13 protein-coding genes, 2 pseudogenes and 2 riboswitches are annotated in these 17,804 nt (G+C 38.6%); of the genes and pseudogenes, 9 read left to right on the top strand and 6 right to left on the bottom strand.

The annotated features are described in order from the left end of the window. Positions 1–74 precede the first annotated feature (74 nt). The 4 genes and pseudogenes from ACQ5J2_RS11135 to ribB all read right to left on the bottom strand — a co-directional run bounded on the left by ACQ5J2_RS11135 (position 75) and on the right by ribB (position 4,111). Positions 75–1,052: a T9SS type A sorting domain-containing protein gene (locus ACQ5J2_RS11135; RefSeq protein ID WP_432670489.1), complete on the bottom strand. Its 978-nt coding sequence runs from the start codon at positions 1,050–1,052 to the stop codon at positions 75–77. Continuing rightward, positions 1,052–2,350, bottom strand: coding sequence for a T9SS type A sorting domain-containing protein (locus tag ACQ5J2_RS11130; protein WP_432670488.1), 1,299 nt, complete (start codon positions 2,348–2,350; stop codon positions 1,052–1,054). Before ACQ5J2_RS11130 ends, ACQ5J2_RS11135 begins: the two co-directional genes overlap by 1 nt. 177 nt (positions 2,351–2,527) lie before the next feature. Further along, positions 2,528–2,727: riboswitch (cobalamin riboswitch) on the bottom strand. A gap of 128 nt (positions 2,728–2,855) precedes the next feature. Beyond that, complete coding sequence (locus tag ACQ5J2_RS11125; RefSeq protein WP_432670487.1) at positions 2,856–3,446, bottom strand: Crp/Fnr family transcriptional regulator; 591 nt, start codon at positions 3,444–3,446, stop codon at positions 2,856–2,858. Between the two features lie 3 nt (positions 3,447–3,449). Next, positions 3,450–4,111 (bottom strand): annotated as a pseudogene (gene ribB, locus ACQ5J2_RS11120) (3,4-dihydroxy-2-butanone-4-phosphate synthase). A gap of 380 nt (positions 4,112–4,491) precedes the next feature. Between ribB and ACQ5J2_RS11115 the strand changes: the two are divergent. After that, positions 4,492–5,544 carry an NAD(P)-dependent alcohol dehydrogenase gene (locus ACQ5J2_RS11115; RefSeq protein WP_432670486.1) on the top strand — a complete coding sequence of 351 codons (1,053 nt, stop codon included), beginning with the start codon at positions 4,492–4,494 and terminating at the stop codon, positions 5,542–5,544. Between the two features lie 393 nt (positions 5,545–5,937). Here the strand turns inward: ACQ5J2_RS11115 and tnpB are convergent. Both tnpB and tnpA read right to left on the bottom strand, forming a co-directional pair. Beyond that, positions 5,938–6,123, bottom strand: a pseudogene (tnpB, locus tag ACQ5J2_RS11110) (IS66 family insertion sequence element accessory protein TnpB); the annotation flags it as partial. A gap of 61 nt (positions 6,124–6,184) precedes the next feature. After that, on the bottom strand, positions 6,185–6,538 hold the full coding sequence (tnpA, locus tag ACQ5J2_RS11105; protein WP_432670485.1) for an IS66 family insertion sequence element accessory protein TnpA: 354 nt from the start codon (positions 6,536–6,538) through the stop codon (positions 6,185–6,187). 754 nt (positions 6,539–7,292) lie between these two features. On the opposite strand from tnpA, the gene ACQ5J2_RS11100 reads away from it, so the two are divergent. The 8 genes from ACQ5J2_RS11100 to metF all read left to right on the top strand — a co-directional run bounded on the left by ACQ5J2_RS11100 (position 7,293) and on the right by metF (position 17,494). Beyond that, positions 7,293–8,585, top strand: a complete 1,293-nt coding sequence (locus ACQ5J2_RS11100; protein ID WP_432670484.1) for an O-acetylhomoserine aminocarboxypropyltransferase/cysteine synthase family protein — start codon at positions 7,293–7,295, stop codon at positions 8,583–8,585. After that, complete coding sequence (locus ACQ5J2_RS11095) at positions 8,582–9,040, top strand: OsmC family protein (RefSeq protein WP_432670482.1); 459 nt, start codon at positions 8,582–8,584, stop codon at positions 9,038–9,040. The genes ACQ5J2_RS11100 and ACQ5J2_RS11095 overlap by 4 nt, the downstream gene beginning before the upstream one ends. Before the next feature lie 29 nt (positions 9,041–9,069). After that, complete coding sequence (locus ACQ5J2_RS11090) at positions 9,070–10,044, top strand: alpha/beta fold hydrolase (RefSeq protein ID WP_432670481.1); 975 nt, start codon at positions 9,070–9,072, stop codon at positions 10,042–10,044. A gap of 3 nt (positions 10,045–10,047) precedes the next feature. Continuing rightward, entirely contained in the window at positions 10,048–11,148 is a 1,101-nt protein-coding gene (locus tag ACQ5J2_RS11085) for an aspartate kinase (protein ID WP_432670480.1), read from the top strand. A 127-nt stretch (positions 11,149–11,275) separates the two neighbouring features. Beyond that, positions 11,276–11,380: riboswitch (SAM riboswitch) on the top strand. Positions 11,381–11,613: 233 nt separating this feature from the next. Next, the gene (locus ACQ5J2_RS11080) at positions 11,614–12,639 is read left to right on the top strand and encodes a homocysteine S-methyltransferase family protein (RefSeq protein WP_432670479.1); all 1,026 of its coding nucleotides are present in this window, start codon (positions 11,614–11,616) and stop codon (positions 12,637–12,639) included. Positions 12,640–12,744: 105 nt separating this feature from the next. Further along, entirely contained in the window at positions 12,745–15,831 is a 3,087-nt protein-coding gene (locus ACQ5J2_RS11075) for a vitamin B12 dependent-methionine synthase activation domain-containing protein (RefSeq protein ID WP_432670478.1), read from the top strand. Between the two features lie 91 nt (positions 15,832–15,922). Next, complete coding sequence (locus ACQ5J2_RS11070) at positions 15,923–16,531, top strand: hypothetical protein (protein ID WP_432670477.1); 609 nt, start codon at positions 15,923–15,925, stop codon at positions 16,529–16,531. A 6-nt stretch (positions 16,532–16,537) separates the two neighbouring features. Further along, positions 16,538–17,494, top strand: a complete 957-nt coding sequence (gene metF / locus ACQ5J2_RS11065) for a methylenetetrahydrofolate reductase [NAD(P)H] (protein ID WP_432670476.1) — start codon at positions 16,538–16,540, stop codon at positions 17,492–17,494. Positions 17,495–17,804 lie beyond the last annotated feature (310 nt).

Raw genomic sequence — 17,804 nt, 5'->3', positions numbered from 1 at the left:
ACACAATCAAATAAAATTCTTTTGGTGTAAAACAGTTCAGCACATCACCCACATGGAACTGCAGCGAGCGAAAATTACAGCACGATCAATTTTAATGTGCTGTGTACACTTCCTACATCTAACACAATAAAATAGACGCCTGACGTCAATTCACCAACTGCAATAGGTTGGTTTTGATAGTTCAAAATGGAATTTAATACCCTTCCGTTACCATCAACCAGGGTCAAGTGAGCGTCATTGGCATTCGAAACGTAGAAAAAAGCTGCTGTGGGATTGGGATATAAAAAGACCTTGCTTTTCAAATCAAAAGCACCTGTACCTAAGTTCGTATCGAGTACCCCTACCCCTTGCAAATCAAAACCGCAGGAATTAAAAGGCGTGGGAAAAGAATCGTTTACGGCATTGCCAAAACTGTCGTAAGAAGCATAGGCGGAATCAATAGAGCCTACTACATCTATAATTTTCACATAGTGAATAGCGGACTTGTCTAGCAAATCAGTATCAGGTAATTCGCTAATATCAAAGGGAGTTCCGTAATTGGAACTATATTTTCCAGCCAAATTATGGAGGTAATTTGCGGCAGGACTTTGGAAGGTTCCTAGTTGTGTACTAGTTTGTGTTTGGCTGTGATTGGCAAATCTAAAATAGGTAATGCCATCTGAACTGACTTCTACAAAAGCAAGTTCTAAATAGGTGGAACTTCCATTTTCAAAAACGGCAAAATCAAATCCGGGTCGATCTGCAATAGGATTGGCAAAAGTTAAAATCGCCGTTCCGCCATCGCCTAAACTGACTACTCCACCTGAGGGAAATCCTAATGCATTAGTAGGCGAACCAAAAGTGGCAAAGCTACTTCCTGATGCCGTAGCATTGGGATTGGATTTGTTGATGTAGCCCCGCTCTACGGTAATTCCGTTAGCCCATTCTATAAAAAGTGGACTGTTAAAATGAATTGCCGTTGAACCAGGCATGCCTGCTTCGGGAGGATAATTTTGAGCCACACCACTAAGGGGTAACAGTAACAAAAGCAGGAAGCAGTTTCTCAATGTCATTAGTTTACTATCAAACGTTGTACAGAACGACCTGTAGTGGTAGTCATTTCTACAATATAAATCCCCGCCGTTAAACCAGACACCGTAACACCCGTATTAGAATAAGTAGTTTTTTTTACCACTCTTCCAGCCGTATCATACAACTTTACTTCCGTAGGTGCAGCTGTATTCAAGTAAAACACATTGGTAGCCGGGTTGGGATACATTCTAACCGCCAATTTTGTACCAATTGGCGTTCTAGAAAGCGTTCCCTCTGCTTTGTAAAAACTGTTTGGAATGACACCTACCGTATAATTTTGTACCAATGTACCTGAAGTAGTATAAATGTAAACCGTACCGGGACTAACATAGTTTCCTGCATCGGCTACAAACAGTTGGTCGTCAATTAATTCCATGCCGTAAATGCCGTAAACACCTTGTGCTCCAAGCGAAAATAAGGCAGTTGTAGGAATCGTTGTGCTCGCTAAAGTAGAAGTATATACATTTGCGTCTATTGTAAAATAAAAATCCGTACCTGTTGCCGTTCCTTTTAAATTTGAGGGATGCAGGGACGGAAAATTTAATGTGCTTTCTACTGTATTTGTTGTCAAATTTATTTTTATCAATTTACCATCGGTTTCTGCAGCGGACCAGGAGGGACTACCGCCACAAAGGACATAAAGGAATCCATTGTTGACCAACATTGAATTAGGTACATCGCCTACTGAAATACTTGCTTCAACAGTTAAACTTATGGGATTGACCACAGAAAGGGTGTTTCCTACTCCAAAACCACCTTGATGCGCTACATAAAGTTTGTCATTTATAGTACTGATTTTTTCTACACCGCCGTCTAAAGCAATTGTGTTTTCGACGCTATGGGTAGCTAAATTAATGACCGCTAGATAATCATCGGTTGTGCTACCTTGACCCCAATTGGTCACATACCCTTTTCCATTAGCAAAGGCCATGTACCTGGGGTTGTCTAATCCAGTAGAAATGGTAGCTACATAAGCAAATGTGTTCCTGTTGATTACTTTAATGGTATTGGAAATATTTAAAACAATATAGGCATAATCACCATTAAAAGCGATGCTTTGTCCTGTGTCTCCCAAGGCACTTTCGTTCGGATTTGCGGTGGCATAAATACTATTTGTAAGTACATTGTTGCTGAAAAATGAAACCGATGCATTACCGCTTCCTGCACCACCTTCATTAAGAATAAATACGCCATCCGCGAATTGAGCAAAGGAAGTTGTGGCTTGAAGCAGCAACATGAGCAGGGTCATAAAAGTAAAACGAGTAGTGTTTTTTTTCATTAGAAAAGAAATTAATTATTAAATGTAAATTAGAATTCGGGTGTTTGTGGGAAAGTTTAGAACGCTATAGGGCATAGCAATTGTGAAGGCTGACTTGGCCTTAAGTTGGAGGAAGGAGGTTGTATTTTGTAAATATAAAATCATAACGTCCGAATCTTTTTTCCCGAAGATTCCACAATTTGTTTGTAAAAGAAGGCAGGTCTCCTGGCTTGCGTCTTGTTGTTGACCTTCCCATTCCGAGAATCGGGACAGTGGTTTTGTAGATAACAACAAGCTTGATAGCTTACAGTTGCGGGAACAGCTTTGGTTTTGAACCAAATTCCCTTTTAATGCATTATCGTAAAATAGATAACACAACCTTATTTTGGGCAAATATACGGATATAGATGGAGTGGAAAACCGTTTTAGACCGAATAGTAGTAAAAGATAAAGAAAAATAGCGAGGTACCACTTGTGTTTCAACAAGCAGCACTTTATTTTGCGGTCCGAGACCTACGCTATCTAGTTATTTACTAGAAGATTGTATGCTTTTCCACTTTAAACGGCTTAAGGTTTCTTGCGAAATAGTGATATAGGAAACCACTATTTTATTTGGAATTCTTTTTACGAGGGCTGGATTTATTTTCAGCAATGGAGCATACCGCTCAGTCGCATCCGTCGTTGTAAAAGACATCAACCTGTTGTTGGTATTCACATAGGCTTTTTCCAAGTAAAGTTGATAGAAGACTTGCCACTGGGGAACGGTCTGCATCAAATGATTAAAAGCGTCGTGACTGATGTATAAGAGTTCCGCCTTTTCAATAACCTCAATGTATTCCGCAGAAGGTAATTTACTTATAAAACTACTCAATCCCGTGGCCAGTTGGTTTTCAAAAGCAATATACCGGGTAACATCTTTTCCCTCTTTGTTAATGAAAAAAATACGAAGACATCCTTTACCCACAAAGAAACTAAACGGACTGGTTTGTCCTTCCGAGAGTAGAACAGTATATTTAGCCTTTTCTGTTTTCTTGAAATAAGAATGCACAATGCTTAAATCATGCGCACTTATTTCTATATTTTTCTTAATATACGCACCAAGTTGTTCGTAAATCATACGCTAGTTGTAGTCTCTGACAAAGGTACGGTAATGCAAAATAGCTGCAATTGCTACTACTACCAAATCGTGTCCGACTGCAAAAATAATGATTTCATCAATGTTGGACAGGGTACCATCAGCATTCATCAGTGCACACAAAACCGCTTCCGGTTGCAAATAAGCCAATTTCATCAAATCAACGCTTCCTTCAGTATGTCCTTTTCGCTCTAAAATTCCATTATTTTTCGCCCGTAACGGAAAAATAGGTCCCGGTTGGGACAAGTCAGTAGGTGGCGCATTTTCAGCACAAGCAGCACGTAGGGTAGTCATGCTATCGACTGCCGAAACCCCTGTGGTAACACTTTTTTTAGCTTCGATAGAAACGGTAAAAGGAGTTTGGTACCGACTTGATTTTCTTTTATCATATAGGGCAAATCCAGTTGATCGGCTTTTTCATTGGTAAGACAAAGACAAACAATACCGTTACACGCTCTAATCATTAAAGCCATATCCTGCACATTCATTTGATGCGCGGAAAATATAAGATTCCCTTCATTTTCCCAATCTTCATCAGCAATCAGTACAATGCCTTTTCCATTTTGAAGATGCTGTAATGCCTTCTCAACACGTTCCTGACTTGTTAACCCCAATTTTTCTAGAGAACTGCTTACTGTACTTATCATTTTTTTTTTATGGTTAATAATCAACAAATCCAACAGCCTTTCAAACAGAAAAAATTGATGTAAGTCTAATTATGAAAATAACATAAAATAAATCGGTAGAACCCGACGGTTCAAAAAGAGCTGTAATTTTATTCTTCAATCCCTCTGTCCCTCTATCCTTCTATCTTTGTACCGCTCTATCCTACCCCAACCAATCCACTCTAATTTCATTATTCATTACCCAAAAAAGATAATTTTTTCACAAACTCAACATCCAAAATTTTTATTAAACCTTCTATTTTAGTACCTTTAAGCCAATCCCTCTCAATTTCAAACGGGAGTAAAAAGCAATCAATTGAAGAAGAGTAAGCGACTTATAAATTTTATAAAATAAAAAAACGATGAACACTACACAAGTAAAAGCTTTTGGAACAGCATCAGCAGATGCAGATTTAAAAGAATTAAACATCCAAAGAAGAGAAGTAACAGCTAAAGATATTGAAATTGAAATTCTATACTGTGGCGTTTGCCACTCTGATTTACACACCGCTCGAAACGATTGGGGTGGAACCCTATATCCTGCCGTCCCTGGTCATGAAATTGTGGGTAAAATTACCAAAATCGGTAGCGAAGTAACCAAGTTTAAAGTAGGTGATTTAGCCGGTGTAGGATGCTTAGTTGGTTCTTGCCAAACGTGCGACAGTTGCAAAAAGGACTTAGAACAATACTGTTCAAGCGGCTGGGTAGGAACCTATAACAGTGACGACAAGCATTTAGGGGGACACACTTTTGGTGGTTATTCTGAAAAAGTAGTAGTCGAAGAACATTTTGTTTTAAAAGTGCCTACCAATTTAGATTTAGCTGCGGTTGCCCCACTACTTTGTGCAGGAATTACAACGTGGTCGCCCTTAAGACATTGGAAAGTGAGCAAAGGCAGCAAAGTAGCCGTTGTAGGTTTAGGGGGATTAGGACACATGGCGCTGAAACTGGCCAATGCGCTAGGTGCTGAAGTAACATTATTTTCTAGGACTCCTGATAAAATACAAGACGCTAAAGAATTAGGAGCACACAACGTTGTAATCTCTACCGATGAAGCACAAATGAAAGCGGTAATGGGCACCTTTGATGTAATCATTGATACCGTCCCTACCCTTCACGACATAAATCCCTATGTTGCCACATTAAACACCAGCGGAACCTTAGTACTAGTCGGATATCTAGGACCTTTAGATCCCTTTTTGAATACAGTTCCAATGATTATGGGAAGAAAATCAGTAGCGGGTTCCCTGATTGGAGGTATTGCAGAAACACAGGAAATGCTAGATTTCTGTGGGGAACACAACATTGTTTCAGAGATTGAAATTATCAAAATGCAAGAAATCAACCAAGCCTATGAAAGAATGCTAAAAAGCGATGTGAAATACCGTTTCGTGATTGACATGGCTTCTTTATAATACCAAACAGAGTAAGAAGCAGCATAAAATCCCAAACCCCATATTCAGTAGGGTTTGGGATTTTTTATGGACAACAAGTCTTTTATTACAGGAGTTACTTACAAACGAAGAAGGACGAATGAAATTCAGCAGTACGACATAGAAAAAGCACCAGCAATGTCCGTACAAATTCCTTATAAACACAAACAGGAAATAAGAACCCATAGCCTTGGATTCTAATTCGGAATACGCTTTGGTTTGACTTCTGAGTACTTTCAAAAGGCTTCTTTGGAGTAATTATCAAACAAATCGGTTGCGTTTTTCGTACTGCAAAAGTACAAAACCACCCGTAAATATATAATGTTATAAAGGAGTTTAGGAGTGATTTGGTACTATTTTGTAGCTCTTTTTTTCTTAAAAATCTTTCAATTTAAGACCGCCCGAAACCAGCAGCATTTCTTCTCTTTTCAATTCCCTTGAAACCGAATCGCTTGTCAAAAAATCAAATCTTCCTTGTTCGAGCGGTTTGTAAAAAATCGCAAATCCGTCGCCATCCCAATACAGTAATTTGATGGGGGTTTTGGATTTGTTCAGGAAAACAAAAACGTGACCCGTTTACAGATTTTGGTCGAGATAATTTCAAACCAAGCCCGCCAGTCCATCAAAACCTTTTCACATATCCACCAAAGTGCAGCACATGTAATAGCGAACCTGCGAGCTCAAGCCAAGCATCAGTAAATCGTAAGGCTAATTCCTCTAGGCAGCTCGATTTGCGTTGTTTTGCGATTTGCGAATGTATGAGCGGACTATTTTTTATCTTTTTTCTGATTTTCCGAAGCGAAAAAAAAGAAAAATCCGGTTTTGACCGTTCTGTATTAGTATCCTTATGGAACTTTTTTAGCCAATGATTGAATAGACGGAAAGAAATCTGCTGCTCTTTACAAAATATACTTTTTGCTAATCCTGACTCCCACCATCGCACAACCAATGTGTAAAGCTGTTCTTGTTGATTCATATCCTATACTGTTGAATCACCACATTTAAAGCATCAAATTTAAGAATGAATTGGGGGGTTCTTGGGGCAGATACCTTCTAACTAGCAAGTTCTTCTTGGTTTTTACTGTGAATTAAAATGCTTAGTTAACTAACTTACCTTGCCACAAGTGAATATTAGTTTAACTTTTATTTGAAGCTATTACATATTTTGCCCTTAATTAAATGGAACACACAATTCACCTGTTACAACTACTTACAAATCATCAGAAAACAGACAAAAAAACTAAATAATCAAATTAAAACAATCAAAAAAACTAAATCAAGGCAATAATTAAACTTTATACAGAAAAAATTTCTGTTTTAAATTTTAGTTTCTATATTTGCAAAACGAAAATCAAGAAAAAATGAAATTAACAATGTGCAAAATGGATATGATGATGTGGAAAATTCCGCAGAGCACTTCTATTGCATAATTTTAAATTTATAAAATAGAGAAACCTCTGCAGAAATGCAGAGGTTTTTTTTTGCCTTAATCCGAAAAGTAAATTTAAATAATTTTTTTTAAGAAATATATGAGTCAAGTAACAAACAATATGATGCCATCTTGTATGATGATGTGGACAATGCGTCACATCGCAAACGCCTATTACCAAACTTGGAACATTTAACCGTAGTTCAATCTATTTTTAAAATCCCTTTGGTAAGTCGTCCAAAGGGATTTTTTTATACAACGACTCTAAATAAACACAAATAATTAATTAAATACTAAAATCATGAGTACACAAAAATTTTCAACAAATGCTTTACATGCGGGACACGACGTTACTAAAAATGCAGGAACCCGTGCCATTCCCATTTATCAAACTTCATCGTATGTGTTTAATAATTCTGAACAAGCGGCTAATTTATTTGGTTTAGCCGAACCCGGATTCATCTACACCCGATTAAACAATCCAACCAACGATATTCTTGAACAACGTTTAGCAAAACTCGAAGGAGGAATCGGTGCTGTGGTTACAGCTTCTGGAGCTTCCGCAATTGCAACGGCACTACTAACAGTATTAAAAGCGGGAGACCACATTGTGTCATCCAACAGTTTATACGGCGGAACTTACAATTTACTAAAAGTAACGTTGCCCCGTTTCGGCATTACGACCACATTCGTAGATCCATCAAATCCAGAAAACTTTACCAAAGCATCCCAAGAAAACACGAGAGTTTATTTTGCCGAAAGTTTAGGAAATCCAAAGCTAGATGTACTGGATTTAGAAGCCATTTCTAAAGAAGCAAAAGCATTCAAAGTACCCTTCATTGTAGATAATACTGTGGCAACACCTTACTTGTTAAAGCCAATCCAGTACGGAGCGGACATCGTGATTCATTCGCTGACAAAATACATCACAGGAAACGGGACTTCGCTTGGAGGTGTCATTATTGATGCAGGAAATTTTGATTGGAGTAACGGAAAATTCCCTGAATTCACCGAACCTTCTGCAGGTTATCACGGTTTGAAATATTACGAAGCTTTAGGTGCGTCTTCTTTTATTGCTAAAGTCAGAATCGAAGGTTTGCGTGATTTTGGAGCAGCCTTAAGTCCGTTTAATGCTTTTCAAATCTTGCAAGGTTTAGAAACTTTGTCGATTAGAATCAAAAAACATTCAGAAAACGCTTTGGCTTTAGCCGAATGGTTGGAGTCGCAAAGTGAAGTAGCTTGGGTAAACTATCCGGGATTAGCATCTTCCAAATATAAAACGTTAGCTGATAAATATCTTCCTGAAGGAAAAAGTGGCGTGCTTACTTTTGGATTAAAAAGCGGATTTGAAGCCGCAAAAAAAGTGGCTGATGGAACAAAACTGTTTTCGCTTTTAGCAAATATTGGCGACACCAAATCACTAATTATTCATCCCGCAAGTACTACACACCAACAACTTTCAGACAAAGAACAAATTTCTACAGGCGTGACCAAAGATCTTATTCGTCTTTCCGTGGGATTGGAAGATCTTGAGGATTTGAAAGCAGATTTAAAAGCCGTATTTACAAACATTAAAATTTCAGAAACAGCATGAGCACAAAAACAATAAACGTATTGGGGTATGCCAATGGCGAAGACCAATTTGTAGTAAAAGCAAATAATTTAAACGTCAGAATTAGCAAAAACAACAACGACAAAACACTTGAAGGACCAAGTCCGCTAGAATATGTATTAGCAGGATATGCAGGTTGCATCAATGCCGTTGGGAAATTAGTGGCTAAAGAACAAGGAATTAATCTAAAATCGGTGCAAGTTGAAATTTCTGCAAACTTAAGTTTAGACAAATACCAAGGCGTAGATAGTAATGAAAGAGCAGGATTTCAGAAGATTAATGCAGTCGTAAAGCCTACATCGGAAGCTGCTATCGAAGTTTTAGAAGAATGGATCAAAGAAGTGGAAAAACGCTGCCCCATTCACGACAACCTCATCAATCCTACGCCATTAACGTTACAACTTTTACCGCAATACGAAACGGCAGAACTTGCATAAACACGGACGACTTTTAAATAAAAATAAAAATGCCAGAAAAGATAACCATTTCAGATTTTCACCTTGAAAAGGGGACTGAAAAAAATAATATGCAGCTCACGTATCAAATTTTTGGTCCGCCACTACATTCAGCTCCCGTAATTTTAGTCAATCACGCTTTAACGGGAAATTCAAATGTAACGGGCGAGAACGGATGGTGGAACCAAATTATTGGAAAAAACAAAGCAATAGATACTTCCGTTTTTACGGTAATTGCCTTTAATATTCCTGGAAATGGTTATGATGAAAATCCAGATAACTTTCAGCATGATTATAAAAATGGCACGGCAAAAGATATTGCAAAATTATTCTGGAGCGGACTTTCGTTTTTAAAAGTGAACCAACTATTTGCCGTAATCGGCGGAAGTCTCGGAGGCGGAATTGCTTGGGAAATGGCTGCAGTACAACCCCATCGCGTTCAAAATTTAATTCCAATTGCAACCCATTGGAAAGCGACAGATTGGGTAATTGGAAACGTACTCATTCAAGATCAAATTTTAAATAATTCAAGTAATCCCATTCATGATGCACGCTTGCATGCCATGTTTCTCTACCGAACGCCGGAATCCATTAATCAAAAATTTGAAAAGAAAACAGACAAATCTGCTGTAGATTTTCAAGTCGAAAATTGGCTTTTGCATCACGGTACAAAACTCAAAAAAAGGTTTTCTCTTCCTCCTTATAAATTGATGAACCATTTGCTTAAAACAATTGACATTACGAAAAATTCAAATATCGAAACGGAGATCCAGAACATTACGGCAAATATGCACATTATTGCAGTGGATAGTGATCTTTTTTTTACAGCAAGAGAAAACCAACTTACGCATGAAAAACTGCATGCTATTAAGTCCAATTTATTCTATCATGAAATCAAATCTATTCACGGTCACGATGCTTTTTTAATCGAATTCCAACAATTAACTGAGATTTTAAAACCCATTTTTCACACTCATAAAAATTAAATTATGTCAACAATTAAAATAAATATGGTCCTTTTCGGTATCGGAAACGTCGGAAGTACACTAATTAACCAAGCAATAGCTAGTCAAGAATTTTTCAAAGAAACAAGAAATATTGAACTACGTTTTCCTGTAATTGCAAATTCCACACTTGCTTTTTTCGAAAAACAAGGCGTTAAAAATCAATGGGAAGCTAATTTTACTCAATCAGCAATTCCCTATCAAGTCGCTGATATTATCGAATATGTGCACCAGCATAAATTGGAAAATTTGATTTTTGTAGATGCTACAGCCAGCAGTCAACTAATAAAATATTACACTCATTTTATCGAAAATGGATTCAATATTGTCACTGCCAATAAAAAAGCCAATACCCTCGACTTTAATTTCTATCAAGAAATCAGAACTTTTTTAAAAGTGTACGACAAAACTTTTCTTTATGAAACCAATGTTGGAGCCGGATTGCCCGTGGTGCAAACGGTGAACGATTTGTACAGTTCAGGCGAAGAAATTACTAAAATCAGAGGCGTTTTCTCCGGTTCATTAAGTTATATTTTTAACCAATTTTCAGAACAAGACCGCTCCTTTTCAGAAATTGTTACCGATGCCGAGAATAATGGCTATACCGAACCAGATTCTAGAGAAGATTTATCAGGAAATGATGTGGCTCGAAAACTGTTGATTTTAGCCCGAGAAGTAGGTGAAACTTTTGAATTTACCGACATCAAAATCACGTCCTTACTGGTACCTGAACTAGGACCAGAAATCCCTAAAAGAGACTATCTTATTGGTAAAAAAGCATTTGATAAACCATTTGACAGTGCCAAAAAAGCCCAAAAACAAAATCATGTGCTTCGCTACATCGGCGAACTTGATTTAAAAAACAAAACGTTGGAAGTCAAACTCGTTTCCGTTCCTCAAAATACCGCGTTAGGTCAACTCAAAGGAGCCGATAACCTCATCGAAATTTACACCAAATCCTACGGCGAAATTCCAATTGTCATTCAAGGTGCCGGCGCCGGAAACAAAGTTACCGCACGAGGCGTATTAACCGATATCTTAAAAACAGCCGAAAAAATAAAAATCAAACAAGCCATTCTAGCTTAATAAAAACTAAAATAATAGTAAATTATAGTTTTAAAATCTATATACGGCTTATTTTTAATCTTACTTTAGAAAATAGTTCCGTTTTTCAAAAATACCACTATCTTTGCTATGTTCATAAATACATTGTTTGTTATCACGAAAGGCGGAGGGATTAGACCCAGCGAAGCCTTAGCAACCCTACTCCCGTAGAAGGTGCTACATTCTATTCCGATTTATCGGAAACAGATAACCCCTGAGAAATTTTCTCTCCCCCTTTTTTGATAACATAATTTATTTTTTTTGAAGCGAAAGGCTTGCGAATTGTAGCAATCCCTATTCCCGCTTTCGGCTATATCTTTTATTTTTTAAAGAAAAAAATAAAAGGATGCCGCCTTAATCGGGGTTATTCAGGTTTCCATTAGAGGAAAATGAATCGCTTGCGAAACTAAAGAACATCATTATTTCACAAAAAAACGAAACGTCTTCATGGCAATAAAACAAAATAAGTCAACAATAAAAGCAGCATTAATAGACAGAATACTCGTACTCGACGGAGCCATGGGAACTATGTTGCAACGCTATAATTTCTCCGAAGAAGATTTTAGAGGAACCCAATTCAAGGATTTCCCCCATTCTTTAAAAGGGAATAACGACTTGCTTTCCATCACTCAACCCGATGCGGTAAAGGAAGTCCACCGACTGTATTTTCAAGCAGGGGCTGATATTGTCGAAACCAACACCTTCTCGGGTACAACCATCGGAATGGCCGATTATCACCTGGAAGATTACGTCTACGAACTCAACTACCAATCGGCAAAAATAGCCCGAGAAGTGGCCGATGAGTTCACCGACAAACCGCGATTCGTAGCCGGTTCCATTGGTCCAACAAACCGTACGGCTTCGATGTCGCCCGATGTAAACGACCCGGGTTTTCGTGCCGTCACCTTTGACGATTTACGCATCGCTTATAAGCAACAAGTCGAAGCCTTGCTCGATGGGGGTTGCGATGTATTATTGGTCGAAACTATTTTTGATACCTTAAATGCTAAAGCGGCACTTTTTGCCATCGAGGAAGTAAAAGAAGAACGCAATTCGGATATTCCCGTGATGGTTTCAGGAACAATTACGGATGCTTCAGGACGTACGCTTTCTGGTCAAACGGTCGAAGCTTTTTTAATTTCCATCCAGCACATCAACTTGTTAAGCATCGGGTTCAATTGTGCTTTGGGTGCCGACCAACTAAAACCGTATTTAAAACGATTGGCACACAATACCCAACTCAATATTTCGGCACATCCCAATGCGGGTTTGCCAAACGCATTCGGGCAATACGACCAGACACCCGAAGAAATGCAAGTACTAATTAAGGAATATTTAGAAGATAATTTAATAAATATTATAGGTGGATGTTGCGGTACCACTCCGGAACACATAAAGTTAATCGCCGAAGTGGCGGCTCAATATAATCCACGAAAAAAGGAGACACAAATTTCTCCGATTTCGACGAATTAAAACCGAATCTAGAATTTTTGCTAATAATCCGTGTAAAAATATACTAAACCTATTATATAAATAAAACGTCGCGTCTTCCTGCCTTCGTGGCAAAAAAAAACAATCATGTCAAGAACCAATAAAATAAACCTCCAACTTTCAGGTCTAGAGCCACTTCTGGTTACCGAAGAATCCATCTTTGTAAATGTAGGCGAACGTACCAATGTAACAGGTTCAAGAAAATTTCTTCGGTTAATTAAAGAGGAAAAATACAGCGAAGCACTTTCAGTTGCTAGAGAACAAGTAGAAGGTGGTGCTCAAATCATCGACGTGAATATGGACGAAGGAATGCTCGACGGCGTTTATGCCATGACCAAATTCCTGAACCTGATCGCTGCCGAACCGGATATTGCCAGAGTACCCGTCATGATTGACAGTTCCAAGTGGGAAATCATCGAAGCAGGTTTAAAAGTAGTGCAAGGAAAAGGCGTGGTCAATTCGATTTCTTTAAAGGAAGGCGAAGCAACTTTTATACATCAAGCCAAATTAATCAAGCGCTACGGAGCGGCAGTAATCATTATGGCTTTTGATGAAAAGGGTCAAGCCGATACGTATGAACGACGCATCGAAATTTGCAAACGCAGTTATGAGATTCTGGTAGATGTAGTGAAATTTCCCGCACAAGACATCATTTTTGACCCCAATATTTTCCCAGTGGCCACAGGAATGGACGAGCACAAACTTAATGCAGTCGATTTTTTTAGAGCGACTAAGTGGATACGAGAAAACTTACCGTTTGCCAATATTTCAGGTGGCGTGAGTAACGTTTCGTTTTCGTTTCGCGGAAATGATAAAGTGCGAGAAGCGATGCATTCGGCATTTTTGTACCATGCGATTCAAAACGGAATGACGATGGGAATTGTCAATCCAGAGATGCTGGAAATTTACGACCAGATTGATAAAACATTACTCGAACACGTAGAAGATGTATTGCTTAACAGACGCGACGATGCTACGGAACGACTTCTGGATTTAGCAGAAAGTTTTAAAGGTATCGTTTCCCACCCTTCGGGGGGGATTAAGGGGGGGCTTGAGTGGAGAAGCGGTACAATTCAAGAACGAATCACGCATTCACTAGTCAAAGGAATTGATGAATTTATTGAAATAGATGTCGAAGAAGCACGCATATATTCTAAAAGAGCTATTGAAGTAATCGAAATTAACTTAATGGCAGGAATGAATGTTGTGGGTGACTTATTTGGAAGCGGAAAAATGTTTTTGCCACAAGTTGTAAAGTCGGCTCGGGTTATGAAAAAAGCGGTGGCTTATTTGCTTCCCTTCATTAGCCCCCCAGCTCCCGAAGGGGGAGTTAAAACCGGAAAACATTGGGCAACAGCAAATCCTTTTACCTATACTTTGCTAAAAAAATATGCTTTTGAAATGCGTAATAAACCTACTGATGCAGAAAAAGTTTTGTGGCAAGCTTTGAGTGGTAAAAAATTAGAGAACTTTAAATTTCGAAGACAACATATAATTGGAGATTACATAACCGATTTTATTTGTCTAAAACATAATTTAATTGTTGAGGTAGATGACTCTATTCATCAATTGCCAGAAAATCAAGTTAGCGATGCAGAAAGAACCAAATGGTTATTATCTGAAGGATATAAAGTAATTCGATTTACAAATAATGAAGTATTTACTAATTTGGAAAATGTTCTCAATGAAATTATAAACGTACTAACAGTTCCCCCTTCGGGGGTTAGGGGGCAAGGCAAGGTTTTGATGGCAACCGTGAAAGGCGATGTGCACGACATTGGCAAAAATATTGTTGCCGTTGTTTTGAGTTGTAATAATTTTGAAATCATCGATTTGGGCGTGATGGTTCCGCCGGAGAAAATCATAGAAGTGGCGGTTCGGGAAAATGTCGATATTATTGGGTTGAGTGGTTTGATTACGCCTTCGCTCGACGAAATGGTTTATTTGGCCAAGGAAATGGACAAATTGAAAATCCAGATTCCAATAATGATTGGGGGAGCCACGACTTCGAGAGCACATACGGCAGTAAAAATAGCACCTGAATATAAGGAGACGGTTGTTCATGTTAATGATGCTTCACGAGCGGTAACGGTGGCGAGTAACTTGTTGCAACGCCAAACCAAAGAAGGCTATGTCAAAGCCATTCGGGAGGAATACGATTTGCTTCGGGAAGGCTATTTGAATCGGGCACGCGACAAAAACTTCCTATCCATTGAGGCTGCAAGAAAGAACAAACTGCAGCTAGACTGGGAGAACTTCACACCGGTAAAACCAAATTTTATTGGCACAAAAACCTTTGAAATAGAATTAGAAGAGTTGATTCCGTTTATCGATTGGACGCCGTTCTTTCAGTCTTGGCAGTTGTTTGGAAAGTATCCCGCCTTGCTGACCGATGACATTGTAGGAACAGATGCAACCAATTTATTTGCAGATGCACAAAAAATGTTGACACAAATCGTCAGCGAAAAATGGCTGGATGCAAAAGGCGTGATTGGCATTTTTCCAGCGAATACCATCAACGACGACGACATTTTAGTGCAACCTACAACTCAAAACCCAGAACCTAGAACCTTCTTAACGCTGCGTCAACAATCCCAGAAAACGGCGGGAGCTCCTAACAAAGCCTTGTCGGATTATGTGGCTCCGTTGGATTCAGGAAAGCAAGATTACATAGGATGTTTTTGTGTGACCACGGGATTTGGCGTGGAGGAAAAAGCGGCAGAATTTGAGAAAAATCTAGACGATTACAACTCGATTATGATCAAAGCCTTGGCCGATAGATTGGCGGAAGCCTTGGCAGAATACCTGCATTTGAAAGTGCGAAAAGAAATTTGGGGTTATGAGGCGGATGAATCCTTAACCAATACCGATTTGATTTCGGAGAAATACAACGGAATTCGGCCGGCTCCCGGTTATCCCGCTTGTCCCGACCATTTGGAGAAACCTACGATTTTCAAACTTTTGGATGTCGAGAATCAAATTGGCGTCAAGCTAACTGAAAGCATGGCAATGTGGCCCGCTTCGTCCGTTTCGGGTTATTATTTTGGACATCCACAAAGCAAGTATTTCGGTTTGGGAAAAATCAAACACGATCAAGTAGTGGACTACGCCAAGCGAAGAGGTGTTGCTACAGAAGTGGCTACGAAATGGTTAGCTCCAAATATTTCAGAATAGAAAAGTTTTAGGTTCTAGGGTTTTCCTGTGTTACTTTCAATGTAAAACCTAAAACCTAAAACGTACAACTTATAACAAAAAAATAAAAGACATGAAAACGATTTACACACGTTACGAAACATCTAATTTATTAGAAGATTTAGGACAAGACGTAGTTCATTTTAAAATCTATTTTAGAACAGACGAACTGCCAGAAGTACGCTTTGGAATTCTATTTCCTTATCGCGAATTAGTATACTTTGTTAAAGAAACGAATCAGCCTGCTTATGAATATCTAACTGGGATACGTTCATCTATTGCAGGTTATGGACCAAAAGAGACCAAAGTTTTGGCGAAAATAGCAGAGGAAGGTTTTGATGTGGAACCTTTCATTATGGCTTATTTGGAAAGTAAAGACGCTGTTTTTATTTCGCAACATTTAGAGTGGATAGAACGACTGAATGCTCCAGAAGCACAACGTCAGGCAAGTAAAGCGCTAGAAAGTATTAGTAATGCAGTAGGAGAAAATTATGCGAGGGAACAAATAAAAGGGGATAAATACAGAGATGAATTAGATCAAACGATTCACGAGCTTACCTTTCGTTATTTTCCTGACTTATTTGAAATGGGAGAGGAAAAAATTAAGGCGTATCAAAACGCATTGATTGCAACAACGATTGACTTTACAGATAAATTGGATAGAATAATAAATACGGATTAAAAAGACATGAAAGTAACCGAACATATCATCCAAGCCAACGGAACGCCATTATTTTCGTTTGAAATTCTTCCACCGTTAAAGGGGCAAAACATCCAGTCCATTTTTGACAGCATCGACCCTTTGCTAGAATTCAAGCCGCCGTTTATTGACGTAACCTACCATCGGGAGGAATATGAATACAAGGAATTGCCAAGTGGACTGCTGCAAAAACGCGTGGTCAAGAAACGTCCCGGAACAGTGGGAATTTGTGCCGCAATACAAAATAAATACCAAGTGGATGCGATTCCGCATATATTATGTGGCGGATTTTCCAAAGAAGATACCGAGAATTTCTTAATCGATATGGACTTTCTAGGCATTCAAAACGTAGTGGCGCTGCGAGGGGATGCCGTAAAAAGCGAGACCTATTTCAAAGCTGAAAAAGAAGGCAACCAGTACGCGAGTGAGTTGGTAACGCAAATTTCCAATTTGAACAACGGAATTTACTTGGACGATGAATTGCTCAATACGTCTTGCACTAATTTCTGCATTGGCGTGGCGGGTTACCCCGAAAAACACATGGAGGCTCCAAGTTTGGACAGCGATATTCATTTCTTGAAACAAAAAATTAAAAATGGAGCGTCATATATCATTACCCAAATGTTTTTTGACAACCAAAAATTCTTTGAATTTGTGAACAAATGCAGAGCCGAAGGCATCACCGTTCCTATTATTCCGGGTTTGAAACCAATTGCCACCAAGAAACAACTTAACTTAATTCCGCACCGTTTTAAAGTAGATTTGCCGGATGCATTAATTATGGAAGTCGTTCGCGCGAGTACGCCCGAAGCCGTCAAACAAATAGGAATTGAATGGTGTACGGCACAAAGTAAAGAGCTATTGTCGGCAGGAATCCCGGTATTACATTACTACTCAATGGGGAAAGCAGCCAATATTAAGGCTATTGCAAAGGAAGTTTTTTAAAATATCGAATATCAAAAACAAAATCATGTTATAGAAATAATACCGTCCAATTCAATATTGTGCTCTTATTTGTTATTCAAACCATCTCACGTGCTATAACAATAAGTTGCTAAAACATTCCCTGAATTTGTAATATACTAGATGCAAGGCAATTGTATTGTTTCGATTGATTTAAAAAAAAAGAAGGAGAATCTTGTGCAATCCCTTGCAAGTAAAGACCAGGCAGATCTCGAACACATGTACTGGTACCCGTTCCGATTTTGAAGTTGTACTCCTACACTATTTAGTATGAAAGTTAACAGCGATTTAT

It is taken from the genome of Flavobacterium sp. SM2513, from assembly GCF_050908145.1.
Lineage (GTDB): Bacteria > Bacteroidota > Bacteroidia > Flavobacteriales > Flavobacteriaceae > Flavobacterium.
Note: the sequence above shows the minus strand (reverse complement) of the source record. Positions and strands in the feature narration are given on the sequence as shown.